This window comes from uncultured Salinibacterium sp. (genome assembly GCF_963974405.1).
Lineage (GTDB): Bacteria > Actinomycetota > Actinomycetes > Actinomycetales > Microbacteriaceae > Rhodoglobus.
This window is the reverse complement of sequence record NZ_CAXBBH010000001.1, coordinates 911337-928293: the sequence shown is the minus strand read 5'-3', so window position 1 is coordinate 928293 and position 16957 is coordinate 911337. Positions and strand designations below refer to the sequence as shown.

19 protein-coding genes and 1 tRNA gene are annotated in these 16957 nt (G+C 58.6%); 5 read left to right on the top strand and 15 right to left on the bottom strand.

What is annotated here, in order from left to right:
* Positions 1-16 precede the first annotated feature (16 nt).
* The 9 genes from AACZ26_RS04585 to AACZ26_RS04545 all read right to left on the bottom strand — a co-directional run bounded on the left by AACZ26_RS04585 (position 17) and on the right by AACZ26_RS04545 (position 7309).
* Complete coding sequence (locus AACZ26_RS04585) at positions 17-691, bottom strand: substrate-binding domain-containing protein (RefSeq protein WP_339619476.1); 675 nt, start codon at positions 689-691, stop codon at positions 17-19.
* Positions 688-1326: a class II aldolase/adducin family protein gene (locus AACZ26_RS04580; RefSeq protein WP_339619474.1), complete on the bottom strand. Its 639-nt coding sequence runs from the start codon at positions 1324-1326 to the stop codon at positions 688-690. Before AACZ26_RS04580 ends, AACZ26_RS04585 begins: the two co-directional genes overlap by 4 nt.
* A complete protein-coding gene (otnK, locus tag AACZ26_RS04575; RefSeq protein WP_339619472.1) occupies positions 1319-2542 on the bottom strand; it encodes a 3-oxo-tetronate kinase in 1224 nt (407 codons plus the stop codon). The genes AACZ26_RS04580 and otnK overlap by 8 nt, the downstream gene beginning before the upstream one ends.
* A complete protein-coding gene (locus AACZ26_RS04570) occupies positions 2539-3207 on the bottom strand; it encodes a hypothetical protein (protein WP_339619470.1) in 669 nt (222 codons plus the stop codon). The genes otnK and AACZ26_RS04570 overlap by 4 nt, the downstream gene beginning before the upstream one ends.
* The gene (locus AACZ26_RS04565; RefSeq protein WP_339619468.1) at positions 3204-4010 is read right to left on the bottom strand and encodes a TIM barrel protein; all 807 of its coding nucleotides are present in this window, start codon (positions 4008-4010) and stop codon (positions 3204-3206) included. The genes AACZ26_RS04570 and AACZ26_RS04565 overlap by 4 nt, the downstream gene beginning before the upstream one ends.
* Positions 4007-4999, bottom strand: a complete 993-nt coding sequence (locus tag AACZ26_RS04560; RefSeq protein ID WP_339619467.1) for a phosphoglycerate dehydrogenase — start codon at positions 4997-4999, stop codon at positions 4007-4009. Before AACZ26_RS04560 ends, AACZ26_RS04565 begins: the two co-directional genes overlap by 4 nt.
* Entirely contained in the window at positions 4996-5781 is a 786-nt protein-coding gene (locus AACZ26_RS04555; RefSeq protein WP_339619465.1) for an NAD(P)-dependent oxidoreductase, read from the bottom strand. Before AACZ26_RS04555 ends, AACZ26_RS04560 begins: the two co-directional genes overlap by 4 nt.
* Positions 5782-5791: 10 nt before the next feature.
* Positions 5792-6571: an MBL fold metallo-hydrolase gene (locus AACZ26_RS04550; protein WP_339619463.1), complete on the bottom strand. Its 780-nt coding sequence runs from the start codon at positions 6569-6571 to the stop codon at positions 5792-5794.
* Positions 6572-6643: 72 nt separating this feature from the next.
* Positions 6644-7309, bottom strand: a complete 666-nt coding sequence (locus tag AACZ26_RS04545; RefSeq protein WP_339619462.1) for a GntR family transcriptional regulator — start codon at positions 7307-7309, stop codon at positions 6644-6646.
* A gap of 574 nt (positions 7310-7883) precedes the next feature.
* Here AACZ26_RS04545 and AACZ26_RS04540 point away from each other — a divergent pair.
* The 5 genes from AACZ26_RS04540 to AACZ26_RS04520 all read left to right on the top strand — a co-directional run bounded on the left by AACZ26_RS04540 (position 7884) and on the right by AACZ26_RS04520 (position 11798).
* Positions 7884-8495, top strand: coding sequence for a hypothetical protein (locus AACZ26_RS04540; RefSeq protein WP_339619461.1), 612 nt, complete (start codon positions 7884-7886; stop codon positions 8493-8495).
* A complete protein-coding gene (locus AACZ26_RS04535) occupies positions 8488-9177 on the top strand; it encodes a hypothetical protein (protein ID WP_339619459.1) in 690 nt (229 codons plus the stop codon). Before AACZ26_RS04540 ends, AACZ26_RS04535 begins: the two co-directional genes overlap by 8 nt.
* A gap of 259 nt (positions 9178-9436) precedes the next feature.
* Positions 9437-10135, top strand: a complete 699-nt coding sequence (locus AACZ26_RS04530; RefSeq protein WP_339619458.1) for a CFI-box-CTERM domain-containing protein — start codon at positions 9437-9439, stop codon at positions 10133-10135.
* 115 nt (positions 10136-10250) lie between these two features.
* A complete protein-coding gene (locus tag AACZ26_RS04525; RefSeq protein ID WP_339619457.1) occupies positions 10251-11093 on the top strand; it encodes a hypothetical protein in 843 nt (280 codons plus the stop codon).
* 72 nt (positions 11094-11165) lie between these two features.
* Positions 11166-11798 (top strand): hypothetical protein, encoded by a 633-nt coding sequence (locus tag AACZ26_RS04520; RefSeq protein ID WP_339619456.1) that lies wholly within the window; start codon positions 11166-11168, stop codon positions 11796-11798.
* Here the strand turns inward: AACZ26_RS04520 and AACZ26_RS04515 are convergent.
* The 6 genes from AACZ26_RS04515 to AACZ26_RS04490 form a co-directional block, all read right to left on the bottom strand.
* A complete protein-coding gene (locus AACZ26_RS04515) occupies positions 11792-12478 on the bottom strand; it encodes a hypothetical protein (RefSeq protein WP_339619454.1) in 687 nt (228 codons plus the stop codon). The genes AACZ26_RS04520 and AACZ26_RS04515 overlap by 7 nt on opposite strands.
* Positions 12475-13296, bottom strand: coding sequence for a hypothetical protein (locus AACZ26_RS04510; protein ID WP_339619452.1), 822 nt, complete (start codon positions 13294-13296; stop codon positions 12475-12477). Before AACZ26_RS04510 ends, AACZ26_RS04515 begins: the two co-directional genes overlap by 4 nt.
* Positions 13297-13338: 42 nt before the next feature.
* Positions 13339-14730 carry a hypothetical protein gene (locus AACZ26_RS04505; RefSeq protein ID WP_339619450.1) on the bottom strand — a complete coding sequence of 464 codons (1392 nt, stop codon included), beginning with the start codon at positions 14728-14730 and terminating at the stop codon, positions 13339-13341.
* A gap of 224 nt (positions 14731-14954) precedes the next feature.
* Positions 14955-15149 (bottom strand): hypothetical protein, encoded by a 195-nt coding sequence (locus AACZ26_RS04500; protein ID WP_339619448.1) that lies wholly within the window; start codon positions 15147-15149, stop codon positions 14955-14957.
* A 352-nt stretch (positions 15150-15501) separates the two neighbouring features.
* Positions 15502-15573 (bottom strand) — tRNA-Arg (locus AACZ26_RS04495).
* A gap of 285 nt (positions 15574-15858) precedes the next feature.
* Positions 15859-16851, bottom strand: a complete 993-nt coding sequence (locus AACZ26_RS04490; RefSeq protein ID WP_339619447.1) for a CHAP domain-containing protein — start codon at positions 16849-16851, stop codon at positions 15859-15861.
* Positions 16852-16957 lie beyond the last annotated feature (106 nt).

Sequence of the window (16957 nt, the reverse complement as noted above, 5' to 3'; positions counted from 1 at the left end):
TTGTGAGCGTGAGCTTTTACGGTGCGCTGAGTCCAACGCTCGCGAATGCCGCTTGCGCGCGCGCTTCGGTAAGCGTCGCCGCGAATGCGAGGGCGGATTCAGGTGCAGACACGCCAACGCCGATCGCGAAGCGACCGTATGACTGCAGCGCGTGCGGAATCGGAGCCACTACGTGCGCACCTCTCACGGAGCGCAACTCCGACACCTGCTGGATGGCAACGTCTGCACGACCGTCGACCACGGCTTCTGCGGTCAGTCCTGCGGGGAAGCGCACGGCACGCTCGTCGATAGTGTCGAGCAGATTGCGTTCGCGAAGCACTTTCATGAAATGAATACCGCTGGCGCCAGAGAGCGTGTAGGCGACTCTACAGTCGCAAAGATACTGAAGAAACGCCTCTTCGGTATCTGAAGAAGGCGCCGGTGCATCAGTCAGCCGCGCGAACCCGACGGCTGAGACTGCGATGTCTGAAATGGTTTTCTCCTCGAGAATGCCCTGAGCTGCCAGATCATGCGCGGAGGCTGAAACACCCAAAAACAGATCCGGACGCTCGCCGCCTGCAATCTTGTCGAGCAGCACGGCGGTCGGCTCAAACGTTGCCACGATGCGATCACCCGTAGCGGCTTCAAACGCTGGAATAAGTTCTTCAACGAGCGGCTGTCGAACGACGAGTCCGCTGTACAGCGTGATCATGCTTTGGGCTCCTGAGGGGGCTGAGGCTGCAGGGCAGCGAGGTGTTGCGTCGTCAGGGGTGCGGTGCGCATTCCTGACGTGAGGAAGAAGATCTGCGCGGTGTGTTCGAGTTCTTCGAGCGCATCCAACGCGGAGTCGAGGTCAACGCCGGCAATGACTGGCCCATGGTTGCGTAACAACAGTGCGTGCGAGCGCGTGGCAGCTCGCTGGACGGCACGGGTCGCAGCCTTATCACCTGGCGCAAAGTACGGCAGGACCTGCAGTGGCGCGACGCGCATGCCGTAGTACGCGGTGAGCGGTGGCAACGCGTCATCGTGGTCAAGATCGGCCAGGCAGGATAGCGCAGCAGCGTGCACCGAGTGCGTATGCACGATTGCGTGCGCCGACGGTCGAGCCCGAAGCACGGCAACGTGCAAAAACGCCTCTTTTGTCGGTGGAGGACCTTCGAGATGACGGCCCTCACCATCGAGCACAGACAGATCGGTGCTTGAGACATCGGCCAGGCTCACACCTGTCGGCGTCACCAGAATGCGATCTCCTTCGCGTACCGCCAGATTGCCCGTACGACCGTGAGTGAGCCCGCGCCTGTGGATCGAGTGTGCGACTCGTTCGACAGTTTTACGTAGGTCAGTCATGGCTTGCACTTCCTGCGACAGAGTTGAACATGTCGATGTCGCCAAAGTTCCCTGACTTCAGCACGAGGTGCACGCCATGGGTCACGTCATGAATCCAAGGCGCGCCTACGGCGGCCTCCTCCCCCACAACAGCAACGGTGGTTCCTAGTTCACGGATCACTGCACCCGAGGTCTCACCGCCGGCGACGAGCATGCGTTGAACACCACGGCGCGCCAGTCCGTGGGCGACGATCCCTGCCACTTGTTCATACAGCTCACCGGCCGCTGGAAGTTCGTCATTGCGTTCTTCGGCCGAACTTGACGAGTAAATCAACGCTGACTTTTCTGCGGGCTGTTCATCCCACCACGTCAAGGCTGCTTCAGCCAGGTCCGATGCGGTCTGGCCTGGTTCTGCAACGACGTGGTGCGAGTATCCGCCGGATGCCTGAAACGCGGCAATCTGCTCAAGAGTGCGTCGCGAACAGCTTCCCGCGATGATCGCGGTGCGTCCGGCGGGCGGTGCGGAAATTGTGCGACCGGATGCGAGCTGACGCCTGGCAATTGCACCGATGAGACCGGCAGATCCGGCTGTCAGCACTGCGGTGTCTATAGCTTCGGCGATTGCGTCGAGATCGGTAGCGTCAACCGCATCTGCGATCACCTGTGCCACACCTGCGCTCTCGGCTGCGGTGATCGAGGCGCGTGCGACAGCCGCGCCACCGTGCACTGCAGAAAGCGGCAGCGTCGCGACAGTGCCCTGCACCTGTGGCGTGAGCAGCGTCACGAGGTTTGAGTCACGCATCGGCGTGACCGGATGGTGCGCCATGTGGGTCTCATGCAACGGAACATTAAAGACGTACAGATTCCCGTCATTCACGGTGCGCCCGTGGATGGGGGCCGCAGGGGTCGTCACGACCGTTGATACGCCCAGAGCCTGAGCGAGCGCCTCTGTGACGGGCCCGATGTTCCCCTCATCCGTTGAATCGAACGTCGAGCAGTACTTGAAGTAAAAGCGCGTGGCGCCAGCATCCTGCAATGTGCGTAGCGCCGCCAGGCTCGTCGCTACGGCGTCAGCCACCGGGATCGAGCGGGTCTTCAGGCCAGTCACGATCGCGTCAGCATCTCCCGTGACGGGGGTTTCTGCGCTAAGGGTAAGCAGCGTTCGCAGGCCCTCGCGGCTGAGGGCCGCAGCTACATCAGTTGCACCCGTCACATCATCAGCGATGACACCAATCATCGTAGTGATCCCTCGATCACAGCACGCAAGCGCGAAGCGGCAGCACTCGGACCGTCGAGGACCGGCACGGTGATCTGGTCACGAAGCGCCTCGGCCGCAGGAGCGAGTGAATATTGAGCGAGCACGACGACGTCGTAGGGCTCGCTCACCTCAGAAATAGCCCCGCCCAGGTGGGCGGCTAGCTCCGCAACGGCGAGAGGTTTAGCCGCGGCGGGCACCACGATGGAGTGGATGGATGGCGCTGCGCCTGCAGCCGTAAAGGCAGCACTAAGGCGCGCTGTGCTGTCTTCGGCCGCTGACTCCAGAGACGCTAAGAGGAGAACGCTCGCGGGTGAGAGCGCTACAGTGTCTTCGAAAAGCGGTCCGTCGGCGGAAAACACGGCAACGCCGTCGGTCGCGCGGTCACGGTAGTCGGCGCGCACGCCGTATTGGGAGCACGTCAGCAAGATCCCGTCCGCACCGCCCGCGAGGGCGGACTCGATCAGAACGTCCATGCGAGCAGCGAGTGGTGCGTTGATCTCCCCCTGTAGCTTCAGATCGGAAAGCAGACGGTCGTCAAGAAGATTCCACACCGTGCTATTCGGAATTGCTGCGCTCACCGCAGCTGCTGCCGGAGCAATGGCCAGCGGTGTCGCACTAATCAGGGCAATTTTCACGGCGTTCACCGGGTAATCCTTTCGATCCAATCGAGTCCTTCGTCAGTGTCGCCGACGGGACCATACTCACAACCAATCCATCCGGAATAGCCGCTGGCGGCAATCCGTGCAAGCACCTGCTCGTACGCAATCTCCCCCGTTCCGGGCTCGCCTCGGCCGGGATTATCCGCAATCTGCACGTGCTTGACCAGCGGGGCAAGCCGCTCGAACCGCTCAATAACGTTGCCGCGGTCCGCCTGTGCGTGGTAGACGTCGAACAGCACACCCACCGTGCCGGAGTCAACGGCTTCAGCTACCGCAGCCGCCGTCTCCATCGAAGCCAAGCCATAGGTTGGCTGCTCGCGCTTGTTGATCGCTTCGAGCACGATGTGAACGCCAGCCGCGCGAGCCTGCGCTGCAGCCCAGCCAATGTTGGTGACATATGTCGCAAAGGCGAGCTGCGGGTCCGCATCCGGGGGCCGAAGGCCAGCCATCACGTGAACGATAGGGCTGCCGAGGACCCCTGCATAGTGGAGTGCGCGCTCGACACCCTCACGGAAAGCGGTCTGAGCGGATGGCACAAACGCTGTTCCCATAGCAGTAGCGGAACCCGCGGGACCACCGGGGGTGTTAATCAGCACCTGCGTAAGGCCCGCGTTATCAAGCAACTCTCGCACACGCTCAGCAGGGAATTCGTAGGGGGATGCAAATTCGACCCCCGTGAAACCTGCGGCCGCAGCCGCGTCAAAACGTGCTTCGAAGGGCAACTCGGTGTACATCCATTTGAGGTTGGCTGCCAGCCGGAGCTGCCCACCCGATGTCTGGATGATCATGCGACGTCTTCTCGGTATGCCGGATTCACGACGAATTGTGCGTCGCCCCCAGCGAGAACGCTGATCACGTTGGCTGCCGCCATGCGACCAGACTCGCCACGAGCTTCACGAGTTGCACCCGCGACATGAGTGGTGGCGAGGATTCCAGGCGTGTGCAGAAGCGCACTGTCTGCAGGCAAGGGTTCCTGCTCGAAAACGTCCAGAGCTGCGCCGCCAATCACACCGGCGCGAACAGCGTCGACAACGGCCGCTTCATCAACAATGCCGCCACGAGCCGTGTTAACCAGAACCGCATCGTTCTTCATAGAACGCAAGCGCTCCGCATTGATGAGGTTTCGTGTCGAGTCATCGAGAAACAGATGCAGCGTCACGAAATCGGCCTGCGATAGAACGTCGTCAAGCTCCGCGCGGGCAATATTGTGTGCTGAAGCGAATTCTTCGTCGAAGTACGGGTCGTAGGCGATGACCTTCATGCCGAAACCTGCGGCAATCGTGGCCACGGCCTTGCCGATGGATCCGAGACCCAACACTCCCAACGTCGCGCCACGGAGCTCGCGGCCCGTGAGCTGCTGCCAGGTCCCTGCTCGCAGGTTGGTGACGTTCTCGGGAACACGACGGGCAACACCCAGCATGAGGGCGAAAACGTGTTCGGCAACGGCCTGACGATTAGCGCCCGCCGTGACACAGACTGGAACACCTTGAATCGTTGCTGCTTCGACGTCAACGCTGTCGTACCCGACACCCGTTCGTACGACGATCTGCAGATTCGGAGCGCTGGCAAGATCGTTCGCTGTCAGTGGCTGAGTTCCCGCGATGATGGCGCGCGTAGAGGCCAAGATCGCACGGCGGTCTACCTCAGAATAGGCAGCAAGGTTCGGCTCGTGGCGCGTCGTCAGTCCGGCACCACGCAGCAATGTGTCTACCTCGTCGCCCGGTTTGAGGAACGCGGTAGTGATTATGACATCGTGAGACGTGGTGTTTTCGCTCACCAGATTCCTCCTTGGTACTCGGAGGCGGTGAACGCACCGCCGTGATACTGGGGGGCAGGAACGTCAAAGTCGACGTCCTGCGCGTGCTCCGCCGCATTGTCTTGCGGGGTGAATCCGATCGCCGCCCAACCGGCCTGAGCATCCCACCAGGCATCGTCGTTTGCCGAAACACCATAAACAACCTGGCAGCCCACAGGACCGTTTTCGATCGCGCAGCGAGTCAGTTCAATGCCGTCTCGCCAGCTCAACCACAGCGCAAGTTGGCGCACATCTTCAGGCTCGGGACGGAACGTTCCGATGCGCAATAACACCGATTCCACTCCCCACTTGTCGTAGTACAGACTCGCCAGTGCCTCGCCAAACGCTTTCGAAACGCCGTAGTAGGAGTCTGGGCGAATCGAAGCGCTCTCGTCGAGACGTTCGGAAGCGGGGTGAAACCCGATGATGTGGTTAGAACTGGCAAACACGATACGGCGCACTCCCGCGCGGCGCGCTGCCTCGTAGACGTTGTATGTGCCGTCAATGTTGGCTTCGCGGATGCGTTCGAATGACGCTTCGTCCGCGACAGCTCCAAGGTGCACGATCACGTCGATGCCTTGGGCAGCCGCGGTCAGGGCTTCCAGATCGCTGAGGTCACCAACGACGACCTCTTCGTGTGCGAAGAGGTGTTCGACCGGTTCGCTTCGCACGTAGAGGACCACGCGTTCATAGTTCCCCGCGAGTCCTTCTCGAATCACGCGGCCCATGCGGCCAGCGCCTCCTGTATAGAGGACGGAAGTCATGATTGTCCTTTCATCCGGCATCGGCGCAGCCGATGCTGCGATCCGCCTCGGGGCTCAGTGCATCGGCAAAGAAACTGATCTGGGCGCGCTGTTCTCGCAGGCGTTGCACCTCGCCATCGACAATGCTGAGGCCGACATCATGACCCGGCAGCAAAGTCCCGCTCGTGTCGGTTAGAAGCGAACGCAAGCGATCGATCGTGCGAACGCTCGCGTCTTCGTCCATGGTGGAATCAACGTGCGCGGTGGCCAGCTCATGAGTGTTTTTCACTGAGTCACCCGCAAAAATGTAGGACTGCTCAGCGCGCTCAGTGAAGAATGCCAGATGATGAGGAGTGTGACCGGGCGCGGCGATCGCGTGGATTCCTGGCAGCACCTCTTGCCCCGGCCGCATCCGTTCGACGCGCTCGGTGCGGCGCATGAGCTCTTGCACGTGCAGGTCAGGGATGAACTTCGTTCCTGCCGGCTGCTCTGCCGCCCACGCTAGTTCCTGCTCGCCCACCCAAGTGACGGCGTTCTGGAACATCGTAAAATTCGCAACGTGATCCCAGTGCATGTGGGTCAGCAGTACGTCCGTAATATCTGCCGCGGTCAGGCCCAGACGTTCGAGCGACTCGTGGATCAGGGGAATGTAGGCGGGCTGCCCCGCATCGATCAGGACGCGGTGTGTCCCATCGTCCAAGAGCCAGAGGCTGCTCCAGCCAAAGGCGCCGTGCGAGCTGGTCTTGCCGGGAAAGCCTTCAACGAGCGGGTGCGCGGTATACCGCGCCGCGGTCTGTTGCATCTGCTTCATCGCATCTCCCTCCAATACTATTGACTATAGTATTGGATACTCATCGGTTTGTCCATGAGCGCTGCCGTCGACTTAGCTCCCCAGAAGTCGCTCCGTAGCACCGAGAACGTGCAAGCGCATCGCTTCTGCCGCACTATCCGCATCACCCGCCACGATCGCATCAAAGATCGCACCGTGCTCCGGCGCTGCCTGACGTGCCCCCGTGCGACCAAACTTAGAAAAGAGACGGAAGCGCTGAATTTGTCCGCTGAGCGCGGCATACGCGAGGGCCAAGAACTGATTACCCGACTGTTCCGCAATAAGCGTGTGAAAATCGTTGTCCGAGCGCCAGTACATATCAAAACCTTCGGTCTCCATATCAGCCGCATCCGCCGACTGCTCGAACTCCTTCAGGCTCTCACGCAACGCGGCGAGGAACTCAGGAGTAGTTCGCAACGCGGCGCAATAGGCGAGACGGGGCTCCAACACAAGGCGCGCTTCCTTCAGCTGTTCGACTTCGGCGCGCGTCATCATTGGTGCGACACGGTACCCGCGAAGCGCTTCCCGCTGAACAAGGCCCGTGTACTCCAAGCGCGCGAGCGCCTCACGCAGCGGCGTCTGGCTGACATCGAGCTCACGAGAGAGTGCGCCGATGTTCAGGCTCTCGCCCGCTCCGCGCTCCCCCGACATGAACTGATGTAGCAACACGTCGTACATCTGATCTGCGATCGGTTTTCTCACTGACTTGCGCTCGGCCATTGGCTCTCCCTTGCGTCGACATTCTCAGTCAGGTTTGAGCCTACCGTCCGCGCGCTGCGGCCCCTTGACTAACGGTCCGACACAGCGGCGAGGTGTCGCTAGAGCAGCGTGTCACCTGAAAGACAAAGCTGATGTGTTCGCGCTAGGGACTCAGAGAGCAGAATGGTCAGTTGCTTGTGATGCTTGGAGAGCTTCGAAGCGCTCGATTTCGGCGTCCTGAGACGACGAGCCAAGCGCAATGAAAGCCATCAAATCTGGCTGAAGTTTGCCCCCAGAACATTCTGAACGTGGGCAGAGACGGATTTCACTTGACCTGAGCACTGAACGAATACCTGACGAGAAGCCAAAAGCGCGGTGCCCCTGGAGGGATTCGAACCCCCGCCACATCCCTCTGCGAATAAGGCGAATGTCCAGAAAACCCGGGAATTCAGCGTTTTAGGGTGAGCATAGCCATCGAGGGTCCCTGTCGTTTGCCCACAGTTGTGGGCAAAGTGTGGGCAAGGCGCGCGTAAGTCATCCATATAAATGTGGATAAAGTCTTCCATGTTTATATAAAAGCTGCGATGATGGGGCAATGAAGAACGTGGAGATAGTTTGGCGCACCTTGGCGGATGCCGCGCTGGATGGTCAGCGAGACTGGAACAGCATCGGCGACATTGCCGATGCTGCGTCGGTTGCACCATCCACTACTCATCAAGCGCTGGGGCGACTGGTCGACATCGGTGCTGTGCGTGCAAATCCGCGTCGCGGTTACACCGTCGTCTCGCCGGAAAAGCTACTGGATGCCTTCGCCGCCCACCGCAACCTGCGCGCAGACGCCATGGTGTCAACGACGCTCCCCGCAGCCCAAGAATTTCTCGACGACATCGCGGTCGATTACGCGCTGAGCGGTAGCACCGCCGCCGTGCACTACCTCGGTGGCCGCAACACGGTCGCGGATCTCGGCCGGCGGATCGTCTACACAAGCCGGCACGTCTCTCAAGCGGGTTTCCCCGCGGGAGACGACGTCATGATAGTCAGCCAGGATCCCGTCGCGGCACGTACTTGGCGATCCGGATATGCCAGCCTCGCGCAGACCTACGCAGACCTGTGGGCGAGCCCTGGTTGGCAGGCCGCGGAGTTCACGCGCGCGCTGAAAACGAAACTGTTCACCGACGCCGATTGGGAGCAACGCACCCGTGCCTAGCCTCTACGAAGACAACAACGGAGTTATACGCGCTCTCGTCGACCGGCTCGGTCACGACCTCGAACCTTCCATCCTCATCGGCGGGTGGGCAACGTTCATACGCGTCGGCGGCGAGATCAGTCTCGACATTGACCTCATCACCTCGCAAGAAAGCCGCCACAAGCTCGAGCAACTAATGACCGACCTCTCGCCCAGCAACAATCACCAAGGGCGAAAGCTTCGAGCCACGATCGACAACGTGCACCTTGATATCTACCTGCCCTACGAGTCCCAACTAGGCGGCAAGCTGCGGCTCAAGGTGGAAGTGCTTGCCGATTACCCCGACGAGCTCTCGTTCGAGAAATGGACTCTGCTGCGTCTCGAAGCGCACATCGCGACCAAGATGGCAGCGTTGCTTGACCGGCACTTCTCAGAGAAGGGCCAAAAAGATGCGCGCGAGATCCTTGCCCTGTTGAAACTCGAGGATGTCGACCCCACCGTCGCGGCAGAGATCCTCCAGCGGGCGTCGACCGTAAGCATCGAGCAACTGCCGCCCATGATTGGTGAGGCATTCGATTTGATCCGCAGCGTAATCCCACTATCGAAAATTGACCAGAAACTAATCGCCGTGACAAAGAAAACATGGGTCGGTGAACTAAAACTCCGCGGCGCGCGCTCACAGGAACATCGCCCACGACTCTGAGTTTCTGAGTCCCCGGAGCGGGCCTCTCTCCCTAGGCTCGATTGTTGGGTCTGGTTTAACCGCGCAGTTCGAAGGTCTCCCTAGGTCAATCTCGCGCTTTTACTTAGTGCCGTCGCTGAGGTTGGACTACTCGTCCATCCCCATCACGGCACCTCTCCGAAAAAGCACTACCCGGAGATGCGGCTTCAAGAAGATTGGTACACCTCCGATCGCGCGGTTGTGGCAAGCTGTTTCTCACACCGACTAGAAGTGAGCAAGGATGGCTCAGGACGACCTTCAAGAACTCCGAGAAAACGTGCTCGGAATCCTCTCCGACTACTCGCGCCTGGAATGGCTCGGAAATCAGATGTCCCAGTTCGATTCCGAGGCGGCCGCTCTGGTGAAAGAAGGTGTACCGAAGGATGCCCTCGGCGCGACGATGCTGAATGAGTGGATCACGGAATTGCTCAACCGAGATCCTAACTCCGCGTTGTGGCGTTCGATCAACGACGCCGCCGGCGCGCACGCCATTACGGAATTCCGGCGAACTGGAGCAGAGCAAGCCTGGCGAATTGTACAGGACCACACTTCAGATATCGGCAACGAAAGCGGCTGGTCTAGCGTGGGCGCCAAGATCGTGAACGGATGGACTTCGGAACAGCGGTCTAACTTTGAGAATTCCCTCGAGGCGGAACTTGCTGCAAAACGAAAGAAGTCTGGAGGTTGTTACGTTGCGACGGCGGTATACGGTAGCTACGACTGCCCCGAGGTTTGGGTCCTGCGACGTTTCCGAGATGAATTCCTCCGCAGTAACACCGCTGGTAGATTTTTCATTCGGACGTATTACGCGATCAGCCCTCACGCTGTCCGCGTCTTCGGCTCGTCCTTGCGAATTCCTGTACGCAAGCCGCTCGACTACTTGGTGCAAAAGCTGGCAGAACGAGGTATCGCTGACACCCCATACCGCGACGCTGACTAAAGTTACAATCCGCTCACAGGCTCGCGAGCGATCCGAACGGCAGCCGATCGACGCGCCGATGTCCCCTCGGTCGAAAATGGCTCAACTGCATTGCACGTCGATGGGACGATGAGATATGACAAATCCGAACTTCCAAATGGACACCCGCGAAAGCGATAGTGCACGGAAGGTCGGTGAGTTCATACTCAGCGAAGCTAAACAGCGGGCTACCCCTCTAATAGCGAAATGGGAAAGTCACCCTCGCCCAGCATCAGGCAGTTGGCTCTCACAGGTAGATCAGCTCACCTCATACAAGCCGTTCAGCTATCAGCTCCGTGACTTCATGAACGTCAGCCTCGACTCGATCCGCATGCTTATCAAATATGTGGACACCACCAACGAGATACCGATGCTCGCTCACTACGCCCTCATCCGATCCGCTGTAGAGGCCACGTCCTACGGAATATGGATGCTCAACGCAGGCACCAAGCAGAAACAGGCATGGCTGTCCCTTCGACTGAGTTACGAGAACAACGAAGACATCGAAGGCATGGAGAAGGTCTTCGCAACCGTTGATTTGGCTCCTCCAAATCGAGACGATGTAAGAGCAAGGCTTGTCACCCTCCAACAGCAACTCAGCGACTACCGCAACCACGACATCAGCAAGACCCCCACCACCACAGATGTTGTCGCTCAGGCCGACCGATTCATGAACGGCAAACGTATGGTCATGACGGGGCTACAAACGTGGAAAGCATGCAGCGGAACCACTCACGCTAACGGCGATGTGATTTCGGCCCTCCTGGAGCGTGTGCCCACAGGTCATGAAGATGCGCTCGGCCTGACCTTCAGACTCACCTCACGCATGACACTCACCGCAGGTTTCCTACTCGTAGCTGTTGAGAATGCAGAGGAGCTACTTAGGCTTTTCGAGGAAGCAGGCAAACCCATGACCACGCAGATGAAGGGCAAACGATGAGCGCAGAGCGTTGGCTGCGCCGCTCCGCAATGTCCCCTCCCCCGCAATTGGCTCACGATGGGAGAATTGAGCATGACCGCCAAGCCCGCAGCAAAACCTCTTCGACTCCTCAGCTCAGTGCCAAACAAGGTCTACGACCGTCTGGTAGTTCGATACCCGTTCCAAACAGACCGCGACTATGCGGCGGCTTTCCATTTTTCGGCCAAACGTCTCGCTGAAACCTTTACAGGTAACCCTGAAGACGACTTTCTCCTGCTGCCCTTCCTCACTCTCTACCGTCAGGCATTCGAGCTAGAGCTGAAGAACACAATCAAGGCGCTCATCAAGACTCGGATGATCTACGTCGATGGCAAAACTGCCGAACTAGAAGCAGCCATCAAAAAAGACCGCTTCAAGGAAGACTTCGGCCACAACCTCTACAAGTTGCTAAACGAAGCGAAGAAGCATTACGCCGCACTCGTCGTGCCTCAGGAGTTCCCGAAGGACGTGGAGAAGCTCATCATCATGATGCATGAAGCGGACAAGGCGGGAACCGCCTTCCGCTACTCAGGTCAGCTCCCCAATGTTCAAGAGCTTGCCGACTTCCCCGACCTCGCTGCCCTTTTGGACGATCAGTTCACCATGCTCACCGTGGTCGAAGACTATGTAGATGGCCTCTACTCCGCAGGGCCAACCCTCAAAGACATGGCGGATGACTACTACTGATCTTCAGTCCCTGTGATCGGGACTCCGAGGTCATGAGGCGGTACCGCTGAAGGAACGTAAGAATCAGAGAAGATCATGCCCTTCGATCCCTTAATCTCAGCGTTGCCGTTCCAGCCGAGCTTCCAAAACGTCCACGTAGCCACATCAAGAAGCCACTCCACCACTTCGACGGCCTCGGTCATGAAGGTCAGATTCAGTCGCGTCCTATCCTGATCCATCCAACGACCCATATCGGTGTCATGGAACCACGTCACACTTAGACGCTCCTCATCGGGCAATGCCTTCATCGCCATGTTGTGAGCAAGGAAGTCCCTGAGTCGTTTCACCTGCGCATAGGTGGCAACGAACTGAGCGTGAAGGCCATCAGCTCCTAGCTCTCGCTCAGAGTAGAACTCGAAGAATGCAGGTCGAGTGCGGTCATCCAACTTCGAAGCGACAACGAGGGCATGCCAACTCTCCAAGTTGAACCAAGACTTCGACTCCATCTCGTGGAGAAACTGTTGGTTACGGCGCTCGAAGGATCGAACAATCTGATCCGCATCCCACCTTTCCGTCACCGCGAAAGCATCACGAATCACATCATCAACACCTGTGCAGCGGGTAGCGAGTTCATCTACCTGCCACTGCATGTGGGCGAACGTTGAGAACAGCAAAAGCGTCTTGTCAGCTACCTCAGTCATCGATTCTCAGAAGCTTCCGCATCCTTGGGAAACTCTGATGCATCGGGATCACTGTGGAGTCGCGCAATCGGCGCGAGTGGGGTGGCCTGCTCCCAAACCTTCTCGTAGTGCTGCCGCAACACATCAGTGGAGTCCGCGCTCAGATGAGTCACTACGGTGAGCTGAGTACCACCGAGAGATGTCCCGATCATGAGGCCCTCTCCCTGAGAGGGAAGGACGTAGCGATCATGAAGTTCCTTGATCGCCTTGTCCAAAAATCTCAGTTCAACATCAGGTCTAGCTCCGAGGGCAATAGCGAGATGTCGTTTGCGCTCTTCCTGCTTTTGACCCTTGATACTGATGTCCCTCGTCAGAACACGCCTCACGCTTGGAAGCTCGATAAGAGTGAGCATGTCCCCCGAAGGCAGGTAGGGATCAATGACAAGCGCATCGGCCTGCTTGTCTATTTCCGTTAGTAGTTTCGAGTAGGTAATTGGGTCTTCTAGCCGCCCTACTACTTCAAGCACCGATTCCCCCGGGGTGCCGCTGCTTTCGAGCTTCTCAAGCCCCCTCAGGAAGGCTAGGCCAACAGGCGTGATGCTCAACTCCTCGTTGCGCTCCTCGTCCTCAGCCATTCCCGTGCGCAACAAGTACTCACCGACTTTCCGATTGTTATATCCCGCAAGGGCAAGGCTGAGATGGCGCTCTATCTCGGTGGAAGGCAAAGGCGTATTCACGAATGCGTTGATGTGTCCGATGGCAGGGTAGACGTTACTCTCGTTGAGCATCTTGAGGTAGCTCAAGCCCCTGAGGATTGATTCGTTGCTGAGAGTAACCATGCTCACGACTATGGCAGGTGAAAGCTATCGACGGAAATGGCCCTACTCGACCATGGCGAAGATGCCATCGTCGTTGATTCGAAGAGCGTGCGTCTCAAACCAACCGAAGGCATCCTCCACGATGGTCTGCCAATTCTGGGCAAGAGAACCATCAGGAACAACAAGGTTGGCTGTCAACAGGCGAACAACCACAGCCGCGACCTGACTGACAAGGAAAGTCTCATCCCCGTTCGGGAAGTCATCCCCTGTATCGAAGTGCTTAATTTTTCGATAGTTGTCCGCCACGGCACGAGCAATCCCAACCTGCGAGTCAGCAGCTCGCGCCCAATCAACGTCGAGGGACGCAACGCAACGGAACACATAAGTTGCCATCGTCTCAGGCTTGCGACCTCCCCTATAGGTAGCTTCCTCACCGTCAGCTTTACCGAGGAGCTGACCTGCTGCTTCAAGGCTCATGGAGAGGCTCACAACTCGATCCTCCAAGAACGCCCGCTCTCGACTGAGGATGCCCGCAGCAGGGTGAATGAACCTCTTCCATTGATCGAACTTCGCACCCCACAGCTCCAACCCCACTTTGCCTATCTGAGGCAACGCAGCAACACCCTTCCTCAGTGTCTCCTCGGTCATGGGTGGTCGTGAGGCCTCTCGGAAGGTTCGAGCTGTGAACAGCTGCTGACCTGACCTAGAATAAATCTCCCCGCCCAAAGTTCGCGGGTGGAAGCGTTCATCAACCACATCGTGACGACGGAACGACACTTCAGCCCCATACAGAATCGACAGAAGCAGCCGAACTTTGACGTGCTCCTTCATATGGTCTTCAACACCGCGAGGTTCATCGAAGACGCTACGAAGAACAGTCCATTCATCAACGTGCAGGCCAGGCCGACTGTTATCAGTGCTCCACCGCGTAGTGAGGGACAGCGTGGCATCACCCTGCTTCCACGACAGCTCATCAACAGTTTCAACGCTCGCCTCGATCCGACGAACGAAACCCTCCGCATCAGTGACGGTTTCATAGTTCGCGGCACGGAAAGCAGTCCACTCGTAGAGAGCATCCATTTGTGATTGCAGCTCCGTGAGAGTGAGGTCATCGGTCGCATCCCCTACACGAGTCCCCGCGACAGCATCCTCCGCAAACAAGACCCCTGAGGTGACGTTTCCGTACTCGCTGTAACCACCCCACCTGAGGCCAAAGAGCGCAAGACGGTGTGAGCCTGAACTGAAGACAAGAGACTTTGGTGGCGTATGCGATCTGAACCATCCGCGCACCACAGTGAACTGAGCATCAGCCCCATGACCGATATGCGGAATCTCAAGGCGGACTCCGCGACTGCTCTCGAAGGAGAGAACGGCAGCGAGAGCATAAGCGCCTTCGCCACCACTAAAAAGGATGCCCGCGTGCCACTCGCCAATTTCTAGCGGTTTGTTCGCCATCGCAGCTCCTATCTTCACTGCAAGCGTACTAAGGAACTTGGACCCAATCTTGGGTCAGCCGCTCGAAAGCAACGAGAGAAGCCGATAACAGTTTCAAGAAGGTTCAGAAACCAGGACACTGCTCTCGTTCTTCAAGTCGGAAACGGCTAGTGAAAGAATCAAGCGAAGACTCACCCAAAGGGGCTTGCTGCACGGATAGGTGACACTTTGAGCGAGGTGATTTATTAGCTACTCGCAGTGGCAGCGTTGGCCCAAATCAACATCAGTTCGAGTGCCGCAGCACGGTAGTCGTCGATAGACTTCGCGGTCTGCGCGAACTCGGGGTATTGGTTGACTACTTTGCCTTCGGTCGGTGCGTCAGCGTGGATCTTGTAGCGGCGAATTGCACGTCCGAACCGAGGCAGCCCGAGTTCGTCCACGAGGCACTCGGCGTCTTCTAGCTGCCTGGCACTCTCATGTCGATCTTGCTGAGCAAGACACGGAACGGCGTCGAAGCTGGCTCGATGAAGGTTCGCACGGTCCTCATCATGGGTGGGGTGCACCAGGCTTCCGGCCCTGTTGGGACGATCGCGAAATCTGCGACAGACAGAACCGAGGACAGGCTATGGGTCTTCGCCAGCATCGCAAGATCACCGAAGCGCTCGTGGAATGTGGGTAAATCATGGGCAAAACCGCCGAGAATCGGGCCGATCCTGCTCAATTGTGGGCAAACACGATTCATAATCCGCGAGTTTATGGGTAAATAACAGCCCTGATCAGCATTTTACAAGGTGCCCCTGGAGGGATTCGAACCCCCAACCTGCTCCTTAGGACGGAGTTGCTCTTCCGTTGAGCTACAGAGGCTGGCGTTTCGAGTGTAGCCGAGTCCCGCACCGAGATCGCTCAGCCCGAGCGTACGTCCGGCAGCTATGCGCTCAGCCGAGTAGAAGCGTCTGATGAGCGATTTATCGAGCAACTCCCGTGCTGCATCCAGATCGTCGACGAGCACGATGAGATCGAACCAGGCCCGCGTGAGGGTCACATGGAAAGCATCCGGTTTTCCCGCCCGCACCGCCATGCTCCTGATGCCGCGAACGAGTCGTTCGAATTCCTCGGCTCGACGACAGAAAAACGTCGGCGCCTCGAAGGCTACTGCCCTGGCGGGTAGAGGAACGCCTCGACTTCGCTTGGCTGCAGTGTGCGCTGGCCGTACGAGCGATACACGTAGTTGTACTCTTCGAGCAAAACCGAGCCGTCATCGTTAACTTGCTTGACGTACGACACGTGGTTGTCCCAACCGAACCACGCGACCGATCCGACAACCGGAGTGGGACTCACGGTCCAGCCGTGCGCCTCCCACGCCGACTTCCATTGGTAGGCGTCGCCGCCGTTGGGGGTGAGGTCAGCCCAGGCCCAGCGGAACGGAGCCGCGAATGAACCAACATCGCGGTTCAGGCGCCAGGCAACAAAGTCGGTGCACTGGCGGTAGTAGTAGTTGAGGGGAGACAAAGTGTCACCCGCGGTCGGCCACGGGTAGTCATCTCCGAGCGCCCGAGCACCGGACGAGGCATAAAGTGCATTCGCCGAAGCGACGGCCGCCTGCTGGCGAATCTGTTCCAAGTCTTCAGGGGACGTCGCCGAGAACTGATCCCGCTTGAGCTCAGGCAGATCGAGCTCTGCGCTCACGGTTACCGACTGCACAGTTGCGGGAGCAGCATCTGAAACGGATGCGTCTGACACCATGACGCCCTCGTCAGAAACCAAGCCCGTTGCGCTATACGCCGGAAGCCCTGCTACGGCGAAAAGGCCCCCGATTACGGCCATCGAGGCTAGCGCCCGAAGAGGATTCTTTCGAATGCGCTTGGCTTTGACCGGAGCGTGGCCCCGAGGAGAAGTGTTGTTCGCTGATACGTAACCAACGGGAGAAACCTCACGGACAACGGCCGCTGGAGCAGTGGGAATCTGTGGAACAGAAATCTGCGAAGTCGCGAGGGCTGGCGGGGAAACAGCATCTCTCTCAACCGCCGCTGAATCAGGAGTCACAACTGGAGGCTTGCCTGCAGTTGCAGCATCGCGAGCTGCACGTGCTTCTCGCCGGGACATGTACACGGGAGCCGAGTCTGCGTCCTGGCTTGTGGGCACACCAAAACTATCGGTGCTACCAGAGGACAGACGAGACAATCGGGAACCTTAAAGAGATGAGAAAAGTGCGAAGCAAAGCTAGGGCAAAGCTCGAACCACGGGAATA

Excerpts from the sequence above, each read along its gene's own strand:
- AACZ26_RS04585 (WP_339619476.1), bottom strand. The coding sequence starts at position 691 with ATGATCACGCTGTACAGCGGACTCGTCGTTCGACAGCCGCTCGTTGAA.
- AACZ26_RS04580 (WP_339619474.1), bottom strand. The coding sequence starts at position 1,326 with ATGACTGACCTACGTAAAACTGTCGAACGAGTCGCACACTCGATCCAC.
- otnK (WP_339619472.1), bottom strand. The coding sequence starts at position 2,542 with ATGATTGGTGTCATCGCTGATGATGTGACGGGTGCAACTGATGTAGCT.
- AACZ26_RS04565 (WP_339619468.1), bottom strand. The coding sequence starts at position 4,010 with ATGATCATCCAGACATCGGGTGGGCAGCTCCGGCTGGCAGCCAACCTC.
- AACZ26_RS04555 (WP_339619465.1), bottom strand. The coding sequence starts at position 5,781 with ATGACTTCCGTCCTCTATACAGGAGGCGCTGGCCGCATGGGCCGCGTG.
- AACZ26_RS04550 (WP_339619463.1), bottom strand. The coding sequence starts at position 6,571 with ATGAAGCAGATGCAACAGACCGCGGCGCGGTATACCGCGCACCCGCTC.
- AACZ26_RS04545 (WP_339619462.1), bottom strand. The coding sequence starts at position 7,309 with ATGGCCGAGCGCAAGTCAGTGAGAAAACCGATCGCAGATCAGATGTAC.
- AACZ26_RS04540 (WP_339619461.1), top strand. The coding sequence starts at position 7,884 with ATGAAGAACGTGGAGATAGTTTGGCGCACCTTGGCGGATGCCGCGCTG.
- AACZ26_RS04530 (WP_339619458.1), top strand. The coding sequence starts at position 9,437 with ATGGCTCAGGACGACCTTCAAGAACTCCGAGAAAACGTGCTCGGAATC.
- AACZ26_RS04525 (WP_339619457.1), top strand. The coding sequence starts at position 10,251 with ATGACAAATCCGAACTTCCAAATGGACACCCGCGAAAGCGATAGTGCA.
- AACZ26_RS04520 (WP_339619456.1), top strand. The coding sequence starts at position 11,166 with ATGACCGCCAAGCCCGCAGCAAAACCTCTTCGACTCCTCAGCTCAGTG.
- AACZ26_RS04515 (WP_339619454.1), bottom strand. The coding sequence starts at position 12,478 with ATGACTGAGGTAGCTGACAAGACGCTTTTGCTGTTCTCAACGTTCGCC.
- AACZ26_RS04510 (WP_339619452.1), bottom strand. The coding sequence starts at position 13,296 with ATGGTTACTCTCAGCAACGAATCAATCCTCAGGGGCTTGAGCTACCTC.
- AACZ26_RS04505 (WP_339619450.1), bottom strand. The coding sequence starts at position 14,730 with ATGGCGAACAAACCGCTAGAAATTGGCGAGTGGCACGCGGGCATCCTT.